This is a genomic window from Nocardiopsis gilva YIM 90087 (genome assembly GCF_002263495.1).
Classification (GTDB): Bacteria; Actinomycetota; Actinomycetes; order Streptosporangiales; family Streptosporangiaceae; genus Nocardiopsis_C; species Nocardiopsis_C gilva.
The window spans coordinates 5679601-5701546 of the sequence record NZ_CP022753.1 but is presented as its reverse complement, the minus strand read 5'-3'; the positions used below and the strand labels follow the sequence as shown (position 1 = coordinate 5701546).

General features: G+C 66.0%; 18 protein-coding genes, 3 rRNA genes and 1 pseudogene. 9 read left to right on the top strand and 13 right to left on the bottom strand.

The annotated features are described in order from the left end of the window. The first annotated feature begins 293 nt into the window (after positions 1 to 293). The 3 genes from CDO52_RS24855 to rrf all read left to right on the top strand — a co-directional run bounded on the left by CDO52_RS24855 (position 294) and on the right by rrf (position 5569). Positions 294 to 1819 (top strand): 16S ribosomal RNA (locus tag CDO52_RS24855). 373 nt (positions 1820 to 2192) lie between these two features. After that, positions 2193 to 5280: ribosomal RNA gene (locus CDO52_RS24850) — 23S ribosomal RNA — on the top strand. 171 nt (positions 5281 to 5451) lie between these two features. Beyond that, positions 5452 to 5569, top strand: a 5S ribosomal RNA gene (rrf, locus tag CDO52_RS24845). The 16S, 23S and 5S rRNA genes sit together here, the layout of an rRNA operon. 93 nt (positions 5570 to 5662) lie before the next feature. Here the strand turns inward: rrf and CDO52_RS24840 are convergent. The 3 genes and pseudogenes from CDO52_RS24840 to CDO52_RS29615 all read right to left on the bottom strand — a co-directional run. Beyond that, the gene (locus CDO52_RS24840; protein ID WP_026126452.1) at positions 5663 to 6136 is read right to left on the bottom strand and encodes an NUDIX domain-containing protein; all 474 of its coding nucleotides are present in this window, start codon (positions 6134 to 6136) and stop codon (positions 5663 to 5665) included. 22 nt (positions 6137 to 6158) lie between these two features. Beyond that, the gene (locus CDO52_RS28955) at positions 6159 to 6602 is read right to left on the bottom strand and encodes a hypothetical protein (protein ID WP_232524320.1); all 444 of its coding nucleotides are present in this window, start codon (positions 6600 to 6602) and stop codon (positions 6159 to 6161) included. A gap of 598 nt (positions 6603 to 7200) precedes the next feature. After that, positions 7201 to 7383, bottom strand: a pseudogene (locus CDO52_RS29615) (helix-turn-helix domain-containing protein); the annotation flags it as partial. Between the two features lie 206 nt (positions 7384 to 7589). On the opposite strand from CDO52_RS29615, the gene CDO52_RS28375 reads away from it, so the two are divergent. From CDO52_RS28375 to CDO52_RS28370, 5 genes are all read left to right on the top strand, one after another. Then, the gene (locus CDO52_RS28375; RefSeq protein WP_017621920.1) at positions 7590 to 7730 is read left to right on the top strand and encodes a hypothetical protein; all 141 of its coding nucleotides are present in this window, start codon (positions 7590 to 7592) and stop codon (positions 7728 to 7730) included. Further along, positions 7727 to 8005 carry a hypothetical protein gene (locus CDO52_RS24830; protein ID WP_017621919.1) on the top strand — a complete coding sequence of 93 codons (279 nt, stop codon included), beginning with the start codon at positions 7727 to 7729 and terminating at the stop codon, positions 8003 to 8005. The genes CDO52_RS28375 and CDO52_RS24830 overlap by 4 nt, the downstream gene beginning before the upstream one ends. 172 nt (positions 8006 to 8177) lie before the next feature. After that, positions 8178 to 8336: a hypothetical protein gene (locus CDO52_RS27870; protein WP_157745709.1), complete on the top strand. Its 159-nt coding sequence runs from the start codon at positions 8178 to 8180 to the stop codon at positions 8334 to 8336. After that, positions 8321 to 9604: an HNH endonuclease signature motif containing protein gene (locus tag CDO52_RS24825; RefSeq protein WP_157745707.1), complete on the top strand. Its 1284-nt coding sequence runs from the start codon at positions 8321 to 8323 to the stop codon at positions 9602 to 9604. The genes CDO52_RS27870 and CDO52_RS24825 overlap by 16 nt, the downstream gene beginning before the upstream one ends. Positions 9605 to 9666: 62 nt before the next feature. After that, positions 9667 to 10041, top strand: coding sequence for a hypothetical protein (locus CDO52_RS28370; RefSeq protein ID WP_051060758.1), 375 nt, complete (start codon positions 9667 to 9669; stop codon positions 10039 to 10041). Between the two features lie 103 nt (positions 10042 to 10144). Here the strand turns inward: CDO52_RS28370 and CDO52_RS24815 are convergent, their stop codons facing one another. The 6 genes from CDO52_RS24815 to CDO52_RS24790 form a co-directional block, all read right to left on the bottom strand. Next, positions 10145 to 11002 carry a hypothetical protein gene (locus CDO52_RS24815; RefSeq protein ID WP_017618879.1) on the bottom strand — a complete coding sequence of 286 codons (858 nt, stop codon included), beginning with the start codon at positions 11000 to 11002 and terminating at the stop codon, positions 10145 to 10147. Between the two features lie 15 nt (positions 11003 to 11017). Beyond that, a complete protein-coding gene (locus CDO52_RS24810) occupies positions 11018 to 11593 on the bottom strand; it encodes a hypothetical protein (RefSeq protein ID WP_017618878.1) in 576 nt (191 codons plus the stop codon). Between the two features lie 35 nt (positions 11594 to 11628). Beyond that, positions 11629 to 13437 (bottom strand): hypothetical protein, encoded by a 1809-nt coding sequence (locus tag CDO52_RS24805; protein ID WP_017618877.1) that lies wholly within the window; start codon positions 13435 to 13437, stop codon positions 11629 to 11631. 40 nt (positions 13438 to 13477) lie between these two features. Beyond that, positions 13478 to 14302 carry a hypothetical protein gene (locus CDO52_RS24800; RefSeq protein ID WP_017618876.1) on the bottom strand — a complete coding sequence of 275 codons (825 nt, stop codon included), beginning with the start codon at positions 14300 to 14302 and terminating at the stop codon, positions 13478 to 13480. A gap of 194 nt (positions 14303 to 14496) precedes the next feature. Further along, positions 14497 to 15225: a Crp/Fnr family transcriptional regulator gene (locus CDO52_RS24795; protein WP_017618875.1), complete on the bottom strand. Its 729-nt coding sequence runs from the start codon at positions 15223 to 15225 to the stop codon at positions 14497 to 14499. 300 nt (positions 15226 to 15525) lie between these two features. Then, the gene (locus tag CDO52_RS24790; protein WP_017618874.1) at positions 15526 to 15816 is read right to left on the bottom strand and encodes a hypothetical protein; all 291 of its coding nucleotides are present in this window, start codon (positions 15814 to 15816) and stop codon (positions 15526 to 15528) included. 123 nt (positions 15817 to 15939) lie between these two features. Between CDO52_RS24790 and CDO52_RS24785 the strand changes: the two genes are divergently transcribed. Beyond that, positions 15940 to 16389, top strand: coding sequence for a MarR family winged helix-turn-helix transcriptional regulator (locus CDO52_RS24785; RefSeq protein WP_017618873.1), 450 nt, complete (start codon positions 15940 to 15942; stop codon positions 16387 to 16389). 97 nt (positions 16390 to 16486) lie between these two features. On the opposite strand, the gene CDO52_RS24780 is transcribed toward CDO52_RS24785, so the two are convergent. The 4 genes from CDO52_RS24780 to pulA all read right to left on the bottom strand — a co-directional run bounded on the left by CDO52_RS24780 (position 16487) and on the right by pulA (position 21913). Further along, positions 16487 to 17095 (bottom strand): cysteine hydrolase, encoded by a 609-nt coding sequence (locus CDO52_RS24780; RefSeq protein WP_017618872.1) that lies wholly within the window; start codon positions 17093 to 17095, stop codon positions 16487 to 16489. A gap of 126 nt (positions 17096 to 17221) precedes the next feature. Then, positions 17222 to 17416 carry a ferredoxin gene (locus CDO52_RS24775; RefSeq protein WP_017618871.1) on the bottom strand — a complete coding sequence of 65 codons (195 nt, stop codon included), beginning with the start codon at positions 17414 to 17416 and terminating at the stop codon, positions 17222 to 17224. Between the two features lie 73 nt (positions 17417 to 17489). Further along, positions 17490 to 18713, bottom strand: coding sequence for a cytochrome P450 (locus tag CDO52_RS24770; protein WP_017618870.1), 1224 nt, complete (start codon positions 18711 to 18713; stop codon positions 17490 to 17492). A gap of 371 nt (positions 18714 to 19084) precedes the next feature. Then, positions 19085 to 21913 (bottom strand): pullulanase-type alpha-1,6-glucosidase, encoded by a 2829-nt coding sequence (gene pulA, locus CDO52_RS24765; protein WP_232524319.1) that lies wholly within the window; start codon positions 21911 to 21913, stop codon positions 19085 to 19087. Positions 21914 to 21946 lie beyond the last annotated feature (33 nt).

Genomic DNA, 21946 nt, shown 5'->3' with positions numbered 1-21946 from the left:
ATAAGCTCCGAATGGGGAAATCCCAATAAATATGCAGAACGCACCGCCTCTACAGAAAAGTTAGACGGAAACGTCGGCTTGTATGGGATGAGCGGTTGTTTCTTGAGAACTCAACAGCGCGTGTTTGTTTTTCTTTCAGCCAAGTTTGTTTTGGCCCCTTTTGAGCACACGGAACCACCTGTGGTTGCGGGGTGCTCGGGGTTCCTTTGATTGGCCATGATGCGAGTCATGGTCGGTCAGGGTTATCTCTTCCAGGTTTACCCGCCCGCTTGCGGCGAGGGTGTATGAAGCCTTTGATGGAGAGTTTGATCCTGGCTCAGGACGAACGCTGGCGGCGTGCTTAACACATGCAAGTCGAGCGGTAAGGCCCTTCGGGGTACACGAGCGGCGAACGGGTGAGTAACACGTGAGCAACCTGCCCCTGACTCTGGATAAGCCGTGGAAACGCGGTCTAATACCGGATACGACACCCTGCCGCATGGCGGGGTGTGGAAAGTACTTGTCGGTTGGGGATGGGCTCGCGGCCTATCAGCTTGTTGGTGGGGTGAAGGCCTACCAAGGCGATTACGGGTAGCCGGCCTGAGAGGGCGACCGGCCACACTGGGACTGAGACACGGCCCAGACTCCTGCGGGAGGCAGCAGTGGGGAATCTTGCGCAATGGGCGAAAGCCTGACGCAGCGACGCCGCGTGGGGATGACGGCCTTCGGGTTGTAAACCTCTTTTACCACTCACGCAGGCCCGGGTTTTCTTGGGTTGACGGTAGGTGGGGAATAAGGACCGGCTAACTACGTGCCAGCAGCCGCGGTAATACGTAGGGTCCGAGCGTTGTCCGGAATTATTGGGCGTAAAGAGCTCGTAGGCGGTGTGTCGCGTCTGCTGTGAAAGGCTGGGGCTTAACCCTGGTTTTGCAGTGGATACGGGCATGCTAGAGGTAGGTAGGGGAGACTGGAATTCCTGGTGTAGCGGTGAAATGCGCAGATATCAGGAGGAACACCGGTGGCGAAGGCGGGTCTCTGGGCCTTACCTGACGCTGAGGAGCGAAAGCGTGGGGAGCGAACAGGATTAGATACCCTGGTAGTCCACGCCGTAAACGTTGGGCGCTAGGTGTGGGGGCTTTCCACGGTTCCCGTGCCGTAGCTAACGCATTAAGCGCCCCGCCTGGGAGTACGGCCGCAAGGCTAAAACTCAAAGGAATTGACGGGGCCCGCACAAGCGGCGGAGCATGTTGCTTAATTCGACGCAACGCGAAGAACCTTACCAAGGTTTGACATCACCGGTAAACCATCGGAGACGGTGGGTCCTTTTGGGATCGGTGACAGGTGGTGCATGGCTGTCGTCAGCTCGTGTCGTGAGATGTTGGGTTAAGTCCCGCAACGAGCGCAACCCTTGTTCCATGTTGCCAGCACGTGATGGTGGGGACTCATGGGAGACTGCCGGGGTCAACTCGGAGGAAGGTGGGGATGACGTCAAGTCATCATGCCCCTTATGTCTTGGGCTGCAAACATGCTACAATGGCCGGTACAGTGGGCGTGCGATGCCGTGAGGTGGAGCGAATCCCTAAAAGCCGGTCTCAGTTCGGATTGGGGTCTGCAACTCGACCCATGAAGGTGGAGTCGCTAGTAATCGCGGATCAGCAGTGCCGCGGTGAATACGTTCCCGGCCTTGTACACACCGCCCGTCACGTCATGAAAGTCGGCAACACCCGAAACCTGCGGCCTAACCAGCTTGCTGGGGGAGTGGGTGAAGGTGGGGCTGGCGATTGGGACGAAGTCGTAACAAGGTAGCCGTACCGGAAGGTGCGGCTGGATCACCTCCTTTCTAAGGAGTCTTATTTGGCTGGTCGTGGCATCGGCTGTTGTGGTCGGTGGCGGTCGGCGGACTCGAAAGTGGACCCGGCATGGTGGCTGATGCTCCTTTGGGGGCGTTGGTTGGTGTCGGGATGGCTGAGCAGAAGAACGAACTTCCCCTGGTTCTGGAAGGCCGGGGGCGCGCTGTTGGGTGTCTGAGGATGCAACCGTTGGTTGTGTTCCTGGGTGCCACCCTGACGAAGACCCGGCAGGGCCGCCGTCTCCACGGCTGAGGTGTTCCTCGGTATGTGGGGTTGGGTGTGACCGTGCTGGTGGGTTGTGGTTGGGTGTGTGGCTGGTGTTTTGATTCGTGGATAGTGTGCGCGAGCATCTTGTATCTGTGGTGGCCAAGTTAGTGTGGCATACGGTGGATGCCTTGGCACCAGGCGCCGATGAAGGACGTGGGAGGCCGCGATAGGCCGCGGGAGCTGTCAACCGAGCTGTGATCCGTGGGTGTCCGAATGGGGGAACCTAGCCCGAGTTGTGTCGGGTTGCCGCCGTCTGAATGTATAGGGCGGTTGGTGGTGACGCGGGAAGTGAAACATCTCAGTACCCGTAGGAAGAGAAAACAACAGTGATTCCCTGAGTAGTGGTGAGCGAAAGGGGATGGTGGCTAAACCGTGCGCGTGTGAGAGACGGCAGTTGTTGCGTGTGCGGGGTTGTGGGATGCATCTGGCCTGGTCTGCCGACTGGGCGCGTTGGTCGATTGTTGTAGCCGAAGCCGTTGGGAAGCGGTGCCGGAGTGGGTGAGAGTCCCGTAGGTGAAGCGGCAGTCGACGCGTTGGTGTTTTCCCGAGTAGCGCGGAGCCCGAGGAATTCCGTGTGAATCTGGCAGGACCACCTGTCAAGCCTGAATACGTCCTGGTGACCGATAGTGCACAAGTACCGTGAGGGAAAGGTGAAAAGTGCCCCGGTGAGGGTCGTGAAATAGTACCTGAAACCGTGTGCTGTCAAGCCGTCAGAGCTTTGCCTTCGGGTGGGGTGATGGCGTGCCTTTTGAAGAATGAGCCTGCGAGTTATGGTGTGTGGCGAGGTTAACCCGGGTGGGGTAGCCGTAGCGAAAGCGAGTCTGAAGAGGGCGAATGTGAGTCGCATGCTGTAGACCCGAAGCGGGGTGATCTACCCATGGCCAGGGTGAAGCGGCTGTAAGAGGTCGTGGAGGCCCGAACCCACCAGGGTTGAAAACCTGGGGATGAGCTGTGGGTAGGGTGAAAGGCCAATCAAACTCCGTGATAGCTGGTTCTCCCCGAAATGCATTTAGGTGCAGCGTCGTGTGTTGCTTGCCGGAGGTAGAGCGACTGGTTGGCTGATGGGCCCGACAAGGTTACTGAGGTCAGCTAAACTCCGAATGCCGGTTTAAGTTATAGCGCGGCAGTGAGACTGCGGGGATAAGCTTCGTAGTCGAGAGGGAAACAGCCCAGATCATCAGCTAAGGCCCCTAAGCGTGTGCTAAGTGGGAAAGGTTGTGGAGTTGCTGAGACAACCAGGAGGTTGGCTTAGAAGCAGCCATCCTTTAAAGAGTGCGTAATAGCTCACTGGTCAAGTGATTCTGCGCCGATAATGTAGCGGGGCTGAAGCACACCGCCGAAGCTGTGGAGCCGACACATACGTGTTGGTTGGTAGGGGAGCGTCGTGCGTCCGGTGAAGCCTCGGGGTGACCTAGGGGTGGAGGGTGTGCGAGTGAGAATGCAGGCATGAGTAGCGAAACCGGAGTGGGAAACTCCGGCGCCGATTGACTAAGGGTTCCTGGGGCAGGTTAATCCGCCCAGGGTGAGTCGGGGCCTAAGGCGAGGCCGACAGGCGTAGTCGATGGATAACGGGTTGATATTCCCGTACCCGTTCACACGCGCCCAGTACCGAGTCCTTTGATGCTAACCACCACTGAAGCGGTGGTGTGCCTTCGGGTGCGCTGTCGTGGAGGCGTGGGACCCAGGAGGGTAGTAGGTAAGTGATGGGGTGACGCAGGAGGGTAGCTCTACCGGGCGGTGGTTGTCCCGGGATAAGCGTGTAGCCCGGAGCATAGGCAAATCCGTGCTCCATCAGGGGTGAGGCGTGATGTCGAGCCGTTTGTGGTGAAGTGAGTGATCCCGTGCTGTCGAGAAAAGCCTCTAGCGAGTGTGTGGGCGGCCCGTACCCGAAACCGACGCAGGTGGTCTGGTAGAGAATACCGAGGCGTTCGGGTGAACCATGGTTAAGGAACTCGGCAAATTGTCCCCGTAACTTTGGAGAAGGGGAGCCCTGTCTGGTGATGGAACTTTGCTTCTTGAGCTGGGTGGGGTCGCAGATACCAGGGGGAAGCGACTGTTTATTAAAAACACAGGTCCGTGCGAAGTCGTAAGACGCGGTATACGGACTGACGCCTGCCCGGTGCTGGAACGTTAAGAGGACCGGTTAGCAGGAGTGATCCTGCGAGGCTGGGAATCTAAGCGCCAGTAAACGGCGGTGGTAACTATAACCATCCTAAGGTAGCGAAATTCCTTGTCGGGTAAGTTCCGACCTGCACGAATGGCGTAACGACTTCCCCGCTGTCTCAACCATGGGCCCGGTGAAATTGCACTACGAGTAAAGATGCTCGTTTCGCGCAGCAGGACGGAAAGACCCCGGGACCTTCACTATAGCTTGACATTGGTGTTTGGGATGGTTTGTGTAGGATAGGTGGGAGCCGGTGAAGCCGCCACGCTAGTGGTGGTGGAGGCGTTGGTGAAATACCACTCTGGCTGTTTCGGGCATCTAACCCGCACCCGTGATCCGGGTGGGGACAGTGTCTGGTGGGTAGTTTAACTGGGGCGGTTGCCTCCTAAAGGGTAACGGAGGCGCCCAAAGGTTCCCTCGGCCTGGTTGGCAATCAGGTGGTGAGTGTAAGTGCACAAGGGAGCTTGACTGTGAGACGGACGTGTCGAGCAGGTGCGAAAGCAGGGACTAGTGATCCGGCACCGGCGTGTGGAAGCGGTGTCGCTCAACGGCTAAAAGGTACCCCGGGATAACAGGCTGATCTTCCCAAGAGTCCGTATCGACGGGATGGTTTGGCACCTCGATGTCGGCTCGTCGCATCCTGGGGCTGGAGTTGGTCCCAAGGGTTGGGCTGTTCGCCCATTAAAGCGGCACGCGAGCTGGGTTTAGAACGTCGTGAGACAGTTCGGTCCCTATCCGCTGTGCGCGTTGGAGACTTGAGAAGGGCTGTCCCTAGTACGAGAGGACCGGGACGGACGAACCTCTGGTGTGCCAGTTGTTCCGCCAGGAGCATGGCTGGTTGGCTACGTTCGGGAGGGATAACCGCTGAAAGCATCTAAGTGGGAAGCTTGCTTCGAGATGAGGTCTCCTGCCCCTAAGAGGGGTAAGGCTCCCAGTAGACGACTGGGTTGATAGGCCGGGTGTGGAAGCCTTGTGAGGGGTGGAGCTGACCGGTACTAATCGGCCGAGGGCTTGTCCACCGCAGATGGCTGGGTGCTCGCGCACACTATCAACACCTTCATGGACTGTTGGGTTCATGGGTGGGTGTTGGCGAAATTTCGCACACGAATCAGAATAGTTTCATATTGCCGCTCGTTGCGGCCCTTGGTTTTCCCGACACGGATCGTGTGGTTCGTGGTGTGGGGTTAGGGTTGCGGTGGTTTTTGCGAGGGGGTCACACCCGGTCTCATTTCGAACCCGGTCGTTAAGTTCCTCAGCGCCGATGGTACTGCCTCCATGGTGGGGGTGGGAGAGTAGGACGCCGCCGCGCATTTCTTGTGGAGGAGGGGTGCCCCTGTGGGGGTGGCCCTCCTCCTTTTTTATTGCCCTGGATTGTGAACACGTGAATCTTGCGTGCTGGTCTTCAGCCGGGGATGTGCTCGCCGTGCTCGAGGTAGCGTGTGGTGCCCTCGGTGCGGGCTTGGGTTGCGTGGACGATACGTCGGGCCAGGCGGGGGATGGTCGCTTCGTGGATGGCGTTGACGTCGTGGAACTCGTAGCCGGTCAGCTCGTCAGGGGACGGCTGGATCTTGTCGAGGTAGGTGTGGGTGAGTAGGCCGCCGTCGAAGATGAACAGCTGCTTGTCGCCTTCCTTCGGATTGGGTGCCCAGTCGGTGACCAGGAGTCGGCCGATTGGGGGAGCGATGCCGAGCTCCTCCCGTACCTCACGGGCCGCGGCCTCTCTGGGTGTTTCTCCGTGTTCGATGTAGCCGCCGGGGATATCGAGGTAGTCCTTGTAGGAGGGGACGACCATGAGAACTCTGTCGTGCTCGTCGAAGAACAGGACGCCGGCGGCGACTCGGGGGCGCGCAAAGTTCGCAGTGGGATCAGCTGTCACCTTCGTGACTCTAGGGGATCGGTTAGAGAACCTGCATGCGACGTGCGAGCGCCCCTAGCTTCTGATCCTGATAGCCCGACTTACGGCGCAGCATCCGGACTACGAGCTGACGTGCCATGACATGGTGGTGGACCTGCTCGGCCGAGACCTTCTCAGCTTGGAGCAGTTGTGTCAGTGCGTCGGCCTGCTGGTTCCTGCGGAGATGCGCGTTCGCGACCTCGAATGCGTGGCGCACTCGCCGCTCTACCGGCAAAGCTGATGTGTCGATGCCTGGCCCTATGTCGAGAGCGATTCCCACATCGCCGAGCGCCATTGCGATCACTACGCGATGTACCGCAACATTTGTCGGCCCGAACGCCGTCCACAGGTGGTTGGAGTCTTTTCCCTGGCGATCCGCTGCCTGCTGAGCTTCGTCCAAAGTAGGCCTTGGCCGTCGTTCGGTCACCACTTCGAGCTGCGGCGACAACGCCGGACAGTAGCAAAGTCCCATAGATGGACAGCATGCGCGGCGACGACCAGTCCATCCGCACATGAATGAAGTCCGCTGCCTGCTGTGTCATCTCGGCTGAGGCCCGGGGCTGTTCGTGGGAGTGGAGAGAGTGAACTACTGACCGGAACAAGGAACCGATGATCGCGTCATCGCCGGACTGCTCCGCTGCCTTCAGCCCTCGTTGAGCTGAAATCCACGCGAGGTCCGATTCCCCGAGCTTGGTCAGAATCGTGGCGACTGCCTGGTTAGCCAAGGCTGAGAGCCGTTGCGCGGTGACCTGCTTATCCCCGCTGTATTCGTAGGTGGCGGCATGCGTGCGAATGAGCAGATCGGGAAGTCGACGGAGCATGCGGCCGTAGCCGGACGCCTGGTAGGCGCCCATGACATAGTCGATGTCCTGACGCAACGCCTGAAGATCCGTCGGCTTGGAATCGCTTTGTACACGGGCAAGTAGAGGACTGAGCTGCCGGTAGTCAAGCAAGGCTGACCGAAGTCTCTGCACGTCGAGATCGTTCCTCGACGCGACCCTTCGGCCTGTCCTTTTGTCGATGAGATCGAGGACGGAGACATCAAGGACATCAGCGAGCGACCGAATCACGCTGAGCCGATCTAGCGGCGCACGGTCGTTCTCGATCTTGCCTAGCCAATCGGCGGTACGACCAATGAGCCCGGCCAGAACTTCCTGGGACATGCCGCGCCGCACGCGATACCAGGCAATACGCTGCCCAGGGCTTAGCCCCTCGGGAGTGATGGGCATGATCGCTTCTCCCAGACCAGCGATCCCGGAATTTTTTCCGGGTCGGACCCGCGTTTCGAGCCTAGCTTCTTAGCACGTCGCTGAGCAGCGAAAAGCGGCGGGCATGTGGACGCCGATGCGGGGAGCGTCCCACCTGAGCAAACGACCCCCGCGACGGGGGCATCCGTCCGGGGGCGTGGCCAGCAGCTACCGAGGAGCTGATGACAATGTCCATCCTGACATCACGGCGAAGTCGCCGTATCCGCCCCTACCTCACGGCGCTGGAGCACCAGCGCGTCGCAAGGGGCCGTCTCTTCTGGCGGTTCGCCGCGTACCTGGCTCTGGTCGGCGCGGGCGTGGAGCGATGACCAACGAGAACGATCCGCTGCTGCGTGGGCACTATGGGGATCGTTGGGCGATCCGGCGGACCGAGAACCTGTGGGTCGCGGTGGCCCATGATCCCGAGGCCGACCACGCGCCGACCATCGTGCAGCCCGACATCAACACTTTCCTGTCCGACCTGGAGAACCCGCCGCCCCGCGCGGGTCATCCCCGCTCGCTGATGTCGGCTGAGTTCTTCGCCGCGCGGTATGAGCAGGTCGACGACGGCGTATGGCGCAACAACGCCCCACCTGAGGGCTGACACGGACTCCATACGGCCAACAGTCCAGTTAGTCGATCAACGGACTCCACCCCGCCGGTCACGATGAGCCGTGCTGGCTGCCTGCCCGACGGACTTCTAGGGATTTCGTGGGTTGTCCACAGGCGGGAAATTTGTTGCGACACCGCCTGTGCGGGGTTTCTAGCTTGGATGTATGAGCGATGGCGCGGGTTTCACCCCTTCTTCCTCCCGGCCGCCGGGTGGCGGTGCGGGCGAGGCGGTGGCGTGCCTGCGCCGTGCTGCGGAGGTGTTGGGCGAGGTGGCCGGGGCCGACATCCCGCCCGGGCTGAGCACACCGTGGGCGAGGACCTGATCCAGGTCCTGCGGGGCCTGGATGAGGTGAAGCTCGCTGCGGCCGATGCTGCGGGGGTGTTCGAGGCGCGTGGTGGGCTGGTGGGCTCGGGGCAGTTCAGGCTGTCGCATTGGTTGCAGCACACCGCGCACCGGTCTCCGGCCGAAGCGCGCCAGCTGGCGTCGTTGGCCCACCGCTCGGCGCATCTGGAGGAGTCCGAGCAGGCCTACCAGCAGGGCGAGATCTCTCTGGCGAAGCTGGAGCGCATCGCCCACTGGGTCAACGAGGGCCTGGCCTGCCGGTCGGTGCAGCGGTGGCCGGAGGCCGAGGCCTTCGCCCACACGGCTGAGGGTCCGTTGTTGGGGTTGGCGTGTGAGCCGGGGGTGACGGTGTGGGGCCTGGACCAGGTCGGACGGCGGTTGCGCTACACGTTGGACCCGGCGCGTCAGGAGAAGGAGTACCAGGACCGCTATGCGGGCCGGGGTGCGAGGTTTATCCGGGGGATGGATGACTCCTTCCACCTGGAGGCCTGGGGGGACGAGGCGTCGGGGGACGTGTTGCGCAACGCGCTGGACGCCTTTTTGGCCCCGCCGGCCACGGAGGGGGAGGAGCGCTCCTCCTACCAGCGCACCCATGACGCGTTGGTCGAGATGTGCCAGACCGTGGTGGAGCTGCCCGCCGAGCAGGCGCCGCGCCGCAGGGCCGGTGCCAACCCGGTGGCGTTGGTGGTCGGGCTCGACCTGCTGCAGGGCCAGGAGGGGGCGGGTCCGGCGGTCAGTGAGTACGGCACCCTGTGGCCGGCCTCGGCGGCCCGGGCGCACGCTTCGGATGGTGTGCTGCGGCGGGTGGTGTGTGATCCGGTCAGCGGGCAGCCGCTGGATGTGGGTTATGCCCAGCGGTTGTTCTCCCCGGCGGTGCGCACCGCTCTGCTGGTGCAGCGCCAGAGGTGTGCGTGGGAGGGTGGGTGCGACCGGCTGATCGCGTGGTGCCAGGCCGACCACAAGGTCGCCTGGTGGGACGGCGGCCCCTCGGACCTGTCCAACGCCCAACCACTCTGCCGGTTCCACAACCTGGAGAAGGAGCACCGCCGGGCGCGGGAGCGCGGCTGGGCCCAGCGGCCCCGCCCACGGCACAGGCCCCACCCGCCCCACCCCCCGCCGCCGCGGGCGCCGGGCGGTCCCGAGCTCCCCCACCGCACCGACCGCCCTGACCGGGGTGCGCGCCCGCCGGCTGAGGACACCGGCGGGGGTGAGGGCGGCGCTGATCCGCCACCGGATGACACTGTTTGACGCCGCTTGCTCGTGTGATCTTGCCGGACCCGCCAGGTCCCCCCGCCCGGCGGGCCATCGGCATGCCGTCGACCCGCGGACGTGGTGAGGCACGCGTCGATACCCTGCCCCGCGGCACCTGGTCGATCAGGGCGGGCGGTGACGCCGTCATCCACGCGATCACCGGCCCGCACCACACCCATCGACCAATCCTGCCCCTTATCGTGGTCGCTTACGACCCGGATGCTCGCCGTGCGCCGATCATCGTGCAGCCCGACATCAACACCTTCCTGTCCGACCGGGGGAGCCCGCCACTCCGCGCGGGTCACCCGCGCTCGCTGATGTCGGCCGAGTTCTTCGCCGCCCAGTACGAACAGGTCCACGACGGCATCTGGCGCAGCAACAACCGCCCGAAAGCTGACCCGGTAGGTGAAGCGATCGTTTGCCGTATGGGGTGACTGTCCCCACCGGCCCTGGTGAGCCGTTGGGGGTCCACTGATCGTCGCGCTCGGTGGCTTCATCTTGTGGGAGTGTGCGAAGGGGGACGCCATCTGCATTGACTCACTGCTGGAAGGACGTCACCGCCTTGCGGAGGGTTTCGTCGATCGCGGTGCGGTCGTCTTCAGGCCCGACGGAGAGCACGATGTAGGTCGTATCGTCCGCGGGGGTGAGGGCGGCGGCCATGACTCGGCGCGGTCCGTGGTCCTTGTGGTCGTAGGTGTACTCGATCTCGGCCGGGCCAGCGCCCGCAGCCTCTCCGAAGCTGACTTCCTCGTAACCGTCGTTCTCGGATGCCGTCTGGCGGACTCTTCGTTCCAGGATCTCCTCAGGGGAATCCGTGGAGTCGTCCTCCCACATGACTTGGAGGAGATACCGCTCGTCGTCGGGCGCGGTGTAGATGGCTCCTGCCTCTTCATCCTCGTCCTGCGAGCGTGTCCACGATTCGGGGACGTAGAGGGCGAACCCTTGGGGATCATCGATCAGTTGGTAGGCGTCGGACGATGTGGGCTGTTCCTCGGGCTGCTCGGTGCTCGGACTGCCGTGCTCTTCGTCCTGCTGGTTGTCCAGACCGCCATTGACGTCGGCGTCTTCGGTGGGAACCTCGGGCGGAGGGGTGGCGACCTGTGCGTCACCACCATCCGATTCGTCTTCCGAAGTATCCGTGAGCACTGCCACGCCGCCGACGAGCAGCACAATAGCTCCTCCTGTCGCGGCAAGGAGTCGGACGCGGTTCTGGGGCTTCGTCCACGTTTCGGGTATCAGCCCGACCGCGCGATAGGGCAGGGTTCCCAGCGGTGTCGGGGCGGGATCGGGCCGGTCCGTTTCTGAGGTGAGGTCGTCGCGGTCGGGCAGGGTCCAGCATTGCTCTTCGGCATCCCATACGGCCGTGTCGTGGTCCGCTGTGTCGTGGCCGGTCATGCGCACCTTCCTGGGTCACTCATCCGGTTCGAGCTCTCCGGCCGCCAACTGGGTAGTGCTCGCGATGTTCTTCAAGGCTTCCAACGCGACAGCGCTGTCCGTGACGCTCTGCAGGATCGTGCTGCCACCGCTGAACAGGGAAACCAGACGATCCAGCAGCGAGCGGCCGACGGTCCCCGTGGACTCGATCTGCTGCTCGGCCTCGGCCAGTTCGCGGTCGACCGCCTCGACCTCGAACGTTCGCTCTCGCTTCGCGAGTTCACGACGCACGCAGGCCAGACTCTCCGCGAACTCCCGGTGTGCGGTGTCGATGCGTACGGACCTGTCGGCTGCCTTGCTACGCGCGCCGGTTGCCACCGCCCCGCCCGCGAAGTGTCCGCCGACCACGGTCTGTCCAGGAGGAGCCGAACTCAGTCGGGATGACGGGGCGGGAAGGTCGGCCGCCGTCGGTCCTCCCTCCTTCCTGCTGCTGTCCTCCGCCTCGGAGTCCGCGCCCGTCGCCGCAGCGCCGCCGATCATCGATCCGGCGATGTAGACGCCGCCGCTCTCCTCCGGCCCACGTTCGTGGTCGTCACGCTCGCGCTCGGTCATGCCTCTTTTCCCTTCCCTCTCCTCGTCGTGGTGCCCTACGTCGCCTTGGCCTGTGCGCTATCTGCCGCCGCTGGGGAACTGCTGCCGTGGCGGGCGGCTGCCCCTTCTCCCGACGCGATGGCTCCGCCGGACATCGAGCCTCCGATGAAGACCCCGCCGCTACCGATGTTGACGATCTGCTGCTGGAACTCGTCGGTCTGGTACCCCGCCTCGACCAGTGCCTGGCGGACCCCCGAGGCGATCCGGTCCTGCAGGGTCTTCACGTACCTGGCCACGTCCATCTCCTGGAACAGGGAGAGCGGACCGGCCGCGGCCTGCTCGCGGATACTGATCAGTGGCGCTTCCACGCGGCTCCCGTCGGGATTGCTGCGCCATGAGCGGGACCTGGAGGCCATGGTCTGGAACAGCGAGACCAGTGCGGACACCGAAGCGACCGGTGCGGTGGCGAGTGCTGAGACCGCGCGGCGCGCACCACGATCCGGCACGATCGCGTCCACAGCACGGAACTCCTCGCGGATCGGCGTCAACACGTGCGGCACCACCTCCAGCAGGAGCATCCGCCCCTGTGTGTGAGCCCGGACGAAGAGGGTGGTGACCACCTCTTCCGCCCACGCCCCGACGCGGATTCGGAGGAAGTGGCGGCGCTGCTCGGCTCCTTCACCGACCGCGTTGTCGATGTGCCGCATCACCTGCGGAGCGTCGCTGTCCCCGACAGGTAGCTGCTCCCGTTGGTAGCCGAAAGGCAACGGCGCCGGCAGGAACACGCACTCGCTGACCTCCAGGCCGCTGAGGCGGTCGCGGCTGGTCGCACCGGCCCGCTCGGCCAGGGACGCGAGCTGCGGCCGAACCAGGTCGATGATCCGCCGCCCGGTGAGACCGTCCGTGGGTGTCCTGCCGTCGGCGGGACGCAGCTCAAGGGCGAGTGACCACGGCTTGTGCGGCTGCCCGGCCCCGCGGAAGGGGGCGGCGGGGTCGTAGATGACCACCGAAGAGTGCTGTTCGCGGGCGACCGCGTCGAGGAGGGGAGCGTACTTTTCGGCCACCTCGGGACCTTGGCCGCTGAAGCGCGGCTTACTGAGGTCGACCGACAGGACGTGTTCCACCGACGCTCGGTACCAGGACACGACCCACGCGACCAACGCGAGAGCACCGATCAGCATGAGCGCCGCGAACTCCGTGGCGTCGAACTCCGCCCATCCGGAGCCGTAGCCTCGGTCAAAGACCAGGGTGAGTATGAAGCCTGCGTACGAGTAGCCCATCGCCCAGGCGGCGATTCGGATCACAGTGCCCAGCCAGGCGAGAATCCCCTTCCTCGGAGATCTCTCCGCGCGATCGTCGACGTAGACCGAGGTGCTGCGTCCGCTCACCACCCGGCTGAGCCACGCGAGCAGGCACAGTGCCACGAAAAGCATGACACCGGGGGTCACACCGACCAGCGTCGCCGCCACGAATAGGTCGGCTTCCGAACGATCGGAGAAAACGGCGATGGCGATCCAGACCAGGAAAAGGGCCAGAAACGGTACCGCCCAGGCCGCGGTGAGCCACCCCAGGCATTTCAGCTCCAGTCGGCGGGCGTGCAGGCAGTGTCGCACCACCGGAACCGCGTCGAACCCCAGGGACGGTGCGGCCACCTGTTCCCGCCGTTCGACGAACTCCTTGATGACGCTGCGGCGAAACCGCCCGTCCAGGTAGGCGCTGGCACACAGCAGCCGGGTGACCTCACTGCGGGCGTACGGGGAGGCGTGTGCACCGTCATCCGGTGCCGTCCGATTCGCTGCAGCGCTGCTGCGCTTCCGCGCCTTTTCCTTCGTGCTCGCTGATCCCGCGTACGAACTCCTGGGCATGGGCCCTCCTGAACATTCACCATTGGCAGGCTCGTGAGCGCTACGCATCAGGGATCGCTTCGAATGTGATCGCCCCAGCGGCTCCCCGGCCCGGCCTCGGCGCCTGCGATTGCCCCTGTCCCTGCCCCTGGCTAGAGTCCGGATCGTGGCCGCCACTCCTTTGTGCCGTCTCGCGCGGGGCGGAGCCGCCGGTGCCGCGCGCTTCCGGCGGGCGAAGGGACGGCTGAGGAATGTAGAGGTAGGCCTCCGCCCGGTACTCCTTGTCCGGAAGGTCGACTTCGGTCTCGTGGAAGTGGCGGGGCGCCAAACCGACATAGCCGCCCAGCACCGCGTCCTCATAGACGCGCCGGGTGATCCCGGCCGCGAGGAAGGTGATCTCCGGGTCGGAGTCGGCCAGACCTGCACGCAGGGCCGGAGCGTCGAGCAGCCGGTGTGTCTCGTTCATGGCCGTGCCGACCCCGTCGCCCCGCTCATCGCCACCGCTGTCCGGGAGCGGCCCCAGGCCGATCGCCGCGCGCAACCGGAGACGCAGCGATCGGTCCTCGAAGGCGAGGCCCGGCTGTATCTCGCCCAGCACCGCCTGGAGTTCGCCCAGCAGCGGATGGATCAGCAGGGGCAGGTGCTCGGGCTGGACACCGACCACATAGCCGTCGCCGGTGGTCTGGGGGAAGGAGGCGTTCCTCCACAGGTGCTCCAGTCCGCTGCCGCGGAATGCTTCCTCCAGCGCGTCCCGCACCGTGTTGCTGAGGATCCGCTGGTTGTAGGAGGACGTGCGCGAGTACTTCTCCGCGTCCACCGCGAGAACGGCGCGATACGGCGGCATCGGAATGCTGGTGCGCCGGACCCGGCGCGGGATCTCCGCCATTGTCGGGGCTCCTGAGGGGCGAGTCGGGATGTCTGGCGGCCCGGTCGGGCCGTTCACCTCGACCATGTCGCGAATCTGCGTGGGGCAGTGTCCAAAACTGGACACAGGGCGGCGACCCGCGTCGCGCGGTACGGGGGTGAGCCGGGGTGTCAGGGCTGACGTCGGTGAGACGATGGTGAGAACGCGTGCCCCTGTCATTCCTCGCCCTCGGCCAGCCTCCTCAGGCGTTCGACATCGCGGATCGCGACGAACCGACGTCCGGTGCTGATGACGCCGAGGGAGCGCAGCTTCCCGAACTCGGCCGCGATCGAGGCCCGGGACAGGCCGATGGAGTCGCCGAGCTCGCGCTGGGTCAGCCCGAACTTGAGGACGGTTCCACGGCGCGCGCGGGTACGCCCCGTCCGGCTTTCCTGCCGATCGGGCGGTCCTCCCGCCTCGCTGACGTCGCTACCGAGCGACGCGGCGAGCCTGAGGAGTGTGATCGCCAACCGTTGCCCCGCGGGCAGCGCGGCCATTTCCGCCCGCAGCGATTCACTCTCGTGCTGTCGCAGCACGATGTGCTCCCACAGAGCGTGCTCCAACTCCATGGTTTTCACCAGCAGCCGGAACTGGGCGCCACTCAGGACGCGGGTGAGACACGATCCGCCGGAGGCGGCCACGGTGGCCGTTCGGGGGAGCCCGGACAACGCCGACAGCTCGCCGAGCGACTCGCCAGGGCCACGGAGCGCTATCAGCGATTCGGTCCCGTCCGTCCGCACCATGGAAACTTTGACCGTGCCTTCGGCGAGCATGTACACGGCTTCGCCGCGGTCACCCTGGCGGATGATCACCTCTCCGACCTGGAACCGGCGGGTGGTCCCCGCCCTGAGGAAGCGTGCCCACTGCTCGTCCGTCAGGAGCGCCCCAAAGCCTTGTCTGCCCACATCTGCCCCTCCCGATCCGGTGACCCCAGGGCCCACGGATCAGGGTGGCGTCGGGGAGTGCCCCGCAGGCATGACCGCGGGGCCGGGGGTCACGTCCGGCCGCGTCCCCATGCTCGCTGCGGGCGGGTATGCGTCGGTTGGGAATGGAATGGGTTGTTGCCCAACCGTGATGCCGACTAGAGCGGTCCGGAAATAGGTGGGAGGACACGGAAACGACAGGGAGACGATACGGAGACGACACGGAACAGAGGTGACGCCATGCGTCGGCGGTGGCGGTCCGCCCGGCCCTACGTCGGGGCGTCAGGGCGCTGCTGTGCCGCCGTGTGTCGACGCTTCGTCGATGATGTTTCTGAGCTGCGGGGACTTCGGCGTGAGGACGTCGAAGAGGCCGACCGCGCGCACCCCCGGGACGAGCTCCCTGATTCGGTCCGCCAACATCTTCCATTCGGCACTGCCCTCTTCGACGCCGTCCAGGGCCTTCACATTCGCGACGAAGGCCGCCACGGTCCCCTTGCGAACCGTTAAGCCGTCGAGAACCGTGTGGTCATCGCCATCGGGCAGGATTTCCTCGGGCCGTACACTCCCCGGCATGGGCACTCTCCTCTCCACCGCACGGGCAGATGCGGGTCGAATAATGCGTGTATTTTGCACGCATAACCCAATCTACTGGCGACGGGAGAGCCGCGCAATGGCGCACGGAGCGGGGGCAACAGCGTGAGCGGGGATCTCGGCAGACGTACGGAGGCCGCACTCGGGGAGCTGCTGCAGCGCCGTGTCCGCGCCGACCTCTACGGCGACCTCACGGACGGGATAGGTCACGGCGTGGACCCCACGACCTATCCCGTGATCAGCGGCATCGCCCGGCTCGGTCCCATCACGGCGGCGCGCCTGGCCGCCGAGGTCGGAATCGACCGGTCGGTCGCCAGCCGCTACGCGTCCAGACTCGAAGAGCACGGCCTCATCCGCCGTGGCAGAGATAAGCATGACCGACGGGCCGTCCTGCTCACACTGACGCCACGGGGTCAGGAGATCGTCGGGCTGATGCGGGGACGGCTCGTGGCCCTTCTGGATGAGCGACTGGCGGCCTGGCCGCCCGACCAGGCCGAGGCGTTCGTCGCGGGGCTGGAACGGTTCGTGGCTCAGACGCTGGGCGACGTCCCCTAGCGAGACCGGGCCCCGTGGCCTCCACACCGGTCGCCGCGCCGCTCATAGCCCGGCTGGACCCGGCCGGAGCGGGCCGGGCCGCCGCTGTTCCGCGGGCCTAGCCCGCGAGTCGCGCCAGAGCGTCGTCCGAGGAGAGGCGACCCCTGGTGGCGAGGTCGAGGTTGGCGAGCGACGCCTCGTGGACCGCGTCCTCCGCCGCCGCCACGCAGTCGGCGACCACGTGCACGGTCGAGCCGAGGTCCGTGCCGTGCCGCGCCGTCTGCTCGACCGTCAGGTTGGTGGCCACACCGGTCACCAGCAGGGTGTCGATACCCTCCGCGGCGAGCAACTCCGGCAGGCTGTTCCCCGCGAGCCCGGACAGCTTCTGGTTGTCGACGACGCGGTCGCGTTCGCCCAGCCGAGCCATCTCGGGGATCAGCTGGGCGCCTGGTGCCTCGGGCCGGAAGGACTCCTGAGCCTCCCCCACCGCGTTCATGAATCCGGTGTTGCGTACGAGGCCGCCTTCTCCCTCGGGCACGGTGAAGCGGGTGAACACGATGGGCAGACCGGCCGCGCGAGCGCGGTGGTGGAAGTCGGCGGCCCGCTCCACCACACCGCTGCGGCGTACGGGCTCGCTCAGCATCTCGCCGAAGAAGCCCTCCGGCTTGATCACGTTGACCTGCCAGTGCAGGGCGAGAACGGCGGTTCGTTGTGGATCGATCGTCATGGGGGACGATGGTGCCACCCGCCGCGACGCCCCCTCACGTCGGGGCGGGCGGAGCTGCCCGAGGCTGCGCCGCGCCGAGCCGTGGCGCGCTGCGTCGAGCCGTAATGGTCGGCAACCGCCGTCCCCTCACTCCTCGATGGCGAGCGCACGCACCGGGCACAGGCGCACCGCCTGCCGTACCCGCTCGGCGCTTTCGGCGCCCGGCCGCTCGTTGAGCACGACGACTCGGCCTTCCTCCTCGTCCTGGTCGAAGATCGCCGCATCGGTCAGCACGCACTGCCCGTTTCCGGCGCAGCGATTCCGGTCCGCTACCACGCGCATGGCATGACCCTCGAAGTGGTCTTCGACTCCGGGCCGCGAGCCGCCCGTCCCGTCGGCTGTCCCCGCAGCGCCGCTACCACCTGACGGGCAGCTCGTACAGGCCGTAGACCATGGAGTTGTCCTTGTACGGCAGGCTGTCCAGCGGCGCGTCGATCCGCAGGTTCGGAATCCGCCGGAACAGCGTCTCGATGGTGATCTGCAGCTCCAGCCGCGCGAGGTTCTGCCCGGCGCACTGGTGCGGCCCGTAACCGAACCCGAAGTGGTGGCGCGCCCCGCGGTCGATGTCCAGCCGCTCGGGGCGGGCGAAGACCGAGGGGTCGTGGTTGGCCGAGGGCACGTGTGCGATGACACCCTCGCCCGCGCGGATCAGCACGCCGCCGATCTCGATGTCGGCGGTCGCCACCCGCGCCGTGATCGCGTCGGTGACGCTGCAGAACCGCAGCACCTCCTCGACCGTGGCGGGCAGCAGGCCGGGGTCGGCCCGCATCTTGGCGAGCTGGTCCGGGTGCTCCAGCAGCGAGGCCACACCCATCGAGATGACGTTGGCGGTGGTCTCATGCCCGGCCACGAGCAGCATCAGCGCGAGGGCGACGAGTTCGGCGTGGTCGACCTCGCCCTCCTCGCGCCGGTACCGCAGCACCTGGCGGCCGAGTAGGTCGTCCTCCGTCGGGTCCGCCTCCTTCTCCCGGCACAGGCGTTCCAGGTAGACGCTCAGGTCCTCGGCGGCCGCGAAGCGGTCCTCATCGGACACCCCCGCCGACATCATCCTGCGCGTGCTGTCCTCGAAGAGCTCGTTGTCGGAGTAGGAGGCTCCAAGCAGCCCGCACACGACGAGCAGCGGGACCGGGAGAGACAGCATGTCCACCAGATCCACGGGCGGTCCGGCGGCCAGCATGGCGTCGACGCGCCGGTCCACGATGCCCTGCACCCACGGGCGCATCTCCCGCACCCTGCGGACCGTGAACTCACTGAGAATCGCGCCGCGGGCCTTGCTGTGCTCGGCTCCGTCCAGGTTGACGATGGGTGGCTTTTCCTCCTCCCGCGGCTGGATGTCCTCCAGCCCGGCGATGAGCCGAGGGAAGCCGGGGTGCGCGCGGTCCGAGCTCATCCTGGGATCCGCGAGCAGGGTGCGCACGTCCTCGTAGCGCGTCACCACCCACGCCTCTCCGCCTCCGCGCATGGCCATGCGGGAGATCGGTCGCTCGGCACGGAGGCGGTCGAACTCGGGTGATGGGCGCAGCGGGCAGGTGCGGGGCGGCGGGTAGGCCGGAATGGTGTCGGCGATGTCGCTGGTCATGGTGGTGTCTCCCAGAACCGGACGCTACGTGGCGGCAGTAGGCGGAGGGCGGTCGGCCGTAGCCGAAGATCGCCGTCCGTATGGCGCCTCAACGTAGTGACGCGGTCGATGGGCGGACCACATACCAGGGGAGGGGTAGGGGCCATCCCCTGTTAAGGGGATCACGACCATCCTCGCGAAGGATTCGCGCAGGCCGCACGTGCCGGTCGAGGTGGGGCGCGCCCTACCGGGGCCGGTGCGACGGCCAGCATCATCGCACGGGCCGGATCGATGGGGTGAACGAAGATGGGGTGAACGAACCGGTCGGCGCGTCATCGGCCGACGCGCCGACCGCGACCCCACCGGATTCGGCGCGGTCGGCGGCCGACGCCTCAGTCCGCGACGAAGACGGCGACCGTCCGCCCGGGGACGGTCAGGGCTCCGGTCTCGGTATCGGCCGAGGACTCCTTCACCACGGGGTCGTCGGATTCCGCCTGGACGGGGTGCAGGGCCACCTCGGCGCCCCTCAGCGCCGCGATGGTCTGGCTCTGGGAACGCGGAGACGCGTTGAACACCACGGTGATCGACGACCACCGCGGGTCGATCCCCTCGGCGTCGAGGTGCATCGTGATGACCCCCGGTGTCTCCCGCGCGCCGCTGAGCGGGAAGGACACCCGCCGCTGCACCTCCTCCGCGGAGTCCAGTGCGAACACCGGCGAGGAGTCGCGGACGCGCAGCAGTTCGCCGAAGCGGGCGCGGGCCTTCCGGATGGCCGCGCAGTCCGCCCGCAGGTCGGGGTCGGCGAGCAGCGGGCGCGCGTAGGGCCATTTGTCCTGGTTGTCCGCCGCACGCGGCAGCCCCGCGCCGAAGTTGTTGCCGTCCTCGCAGTCCCAGTTCAGCCGGTTGAACCAGTCGCCGGAGTCGTAGGAGTTGCGGTCCAGTGACTTCGAGCGCAGCCGCTCGCTCCCGGCGTGCACGAACGCGGTCCCCTGTCCGAGCAGCGCGGTGCTCAGTGCCAGCGACTGCATGCGCACCCGGTGCTCCATCGAGGTGTCCTGCGGGAGCTTGTAGGCCAGTGCGTCGTAGAGGGTCTCGTTGTCGTGCGCGTCGACGTAGGTCACGGCCTCACCCGGATGCGCGGTGTACCCGGCGGGGGCGCCGTTGTAGTCGACCTCGCCGCCGGTGACCTCCCGCCCCGAGGAGGCGGTGAACCGGTAGTCCCTGAGGTTTCCGGTCAGCCCGACTTTGATCAGGTCCTGGTCGTGCAGCAGCCGGGCCCGCTGCTGGGCCTCGGTCCCGTTCCCCGGCGCGGCGTTGGGGGCGGTGAACAGCCCGGAGCCGAACCCCTGGAGGCGGGGGTCGGCGTCGAAGGGGCCGCCGCCGCGCACACCGTCGCGCAGCCGGTCGTTGAAGGTGCCGATGCCCGTCCCGGCCATGGTGATCTGGGTGGCCTGCTCGAAGCGGGCGCCGCCCGCGACCTCCCCGAAGTCCCAGCCCTCGCCGTAGAGCACGATCGAGGAGCCGTCCACGCCGTCGCGATCGGGCGTGAGCCGGTCCAGCGCCGCGCGCACCGCGAGCATGTTCGACTTGGGATGGTGGCCCATGAGGTCGAAGCGGAAGCCGTCGACCTTGTACGCACGCGCCCAGGTCACCACGGAGTCCACGACGAGTTTGCCCATCATGGTGTGTTCGGGGGCGGTGTTGGGGCAGCATGTCGACGTGGCGACGGAACCGTCGTCGAGCAGGCGGTGGTAGTAGCCGGGGACGACGCGGTCGAGCACGGACCTGTCGTCCTGCCCGGCGGCATAGGTGTGGTTGTAGACGACGTCCATCACGACGCGCAGTCCGGCGCGGTTCAGCCCGCTCACCATCTCCCGGAACTCGGTGACGCGGGCGGTGCCGTCGGGGCTGCTGGCATAGGAGCCCTCCGGGACGGTGTAGTGGACGGGGTCGTATCCCCAGTTGAAGGCGTCGTCCTCGGCGGTGCGCTCGACGCAGGCCTGCTGCTCGGTGGAGTCGGAGGGGAAGGACGCCAGATCACACGCGGGGGCCTTCTGCTCGGAGCGGCGCTCGGGGACGGAACCGAAGTCGAAGGCGGGCAGCAGGTGCACGTAGTCGACGCCGTCGTCGGCGAGCCCGCGCAGCTCCGTCATCCCAGCGGAGCCGTCGCGGGAGGCGCGGAAGGCGCGGTACGTCCCACGGTCGGCCTCGGGAACGGTCGTGTCGGAGGCGGAGAAGTCGCGGACGTGCAGCTCGTAGATGCTCGCGGCGTTCATCGGGGTGGGCGCGGGCTTGGTCAGGGAGTCCCAGCCCTCCGGGGCGAGGGCCGGGTCCGCGAGGTCGATGAGCAGGCTGCGTTCGGAGTCGGCGGACAGGGCGAGGCTGTAGGGGTCGGTGACCGTGTTGGTGACGATCCTGCCGACAGCAGGGGAGTACACCTCCACCTGGAAGGCGTAGTACTTCCCCTTCCAGCGGGCCGGGCCTTGCGCCGACCAGGTGCCGGTGGCGGCGTCGCGCTTCATCCGCACGGTATGAGACTCTGCCGAGCGCGGGTCCTCGTAGAGCACGAGCTTCACGTCACGGGCGGTGGGCGCCCACAGCGACAGCGCGGGTCTACCGTTTTCCCAGACCGGGCCGAGCGTGGCGTCGGCCGCCGCCGCGTACACGTCGTCCAGCACGCCGGGGATCTGGGCTCCGGTTGCCGCGACCACGCGCCCGTCACCGTCGCGCTCGACCACGACGACCTGGCCGCGCAGAGCCTCAGTCACCTCAGACAGCACAGCCACCTCAGACAGCACAGTCACTTCAGACAGCACAGCCACCTCAGACTGGTCAGCCATGGAGCCGCGGCTCCGCAGCGCGGTGCGGTTCGCCAGATGCGGCCACTTGGCGCGCTGCTTGTCAGTGAGCCCGCCATCGGCGACCCGCAGCGGGATGGTCCGGAAGTCACCGGTGAGTCGGTCGTTCTCGACACCGATCGAGGCGTCGGCGGAGTGGATCAGGTCGTAGGAGTGGTCATCGGCAGGAGGGCTCGGCCAGGCGATGGCGCCGCGGTCGATCCAGTGGGCCTTGGCGGCGCCGAGGTCGTGGCCGATGGGCTCTCCTTCGGTGGTCGGCCGCACTTCGCCTGGCGGGAGCGCGGCGTTCGCGGTGGATCCGCCACTGTAGGTCGCCAGCAGGGCGGTCGTCAGGCCGAGTGTGAGAAGGCGTGCGACGCTCAACCCGCGCCGCGGCCGTGAACAGAGGGACGGCAT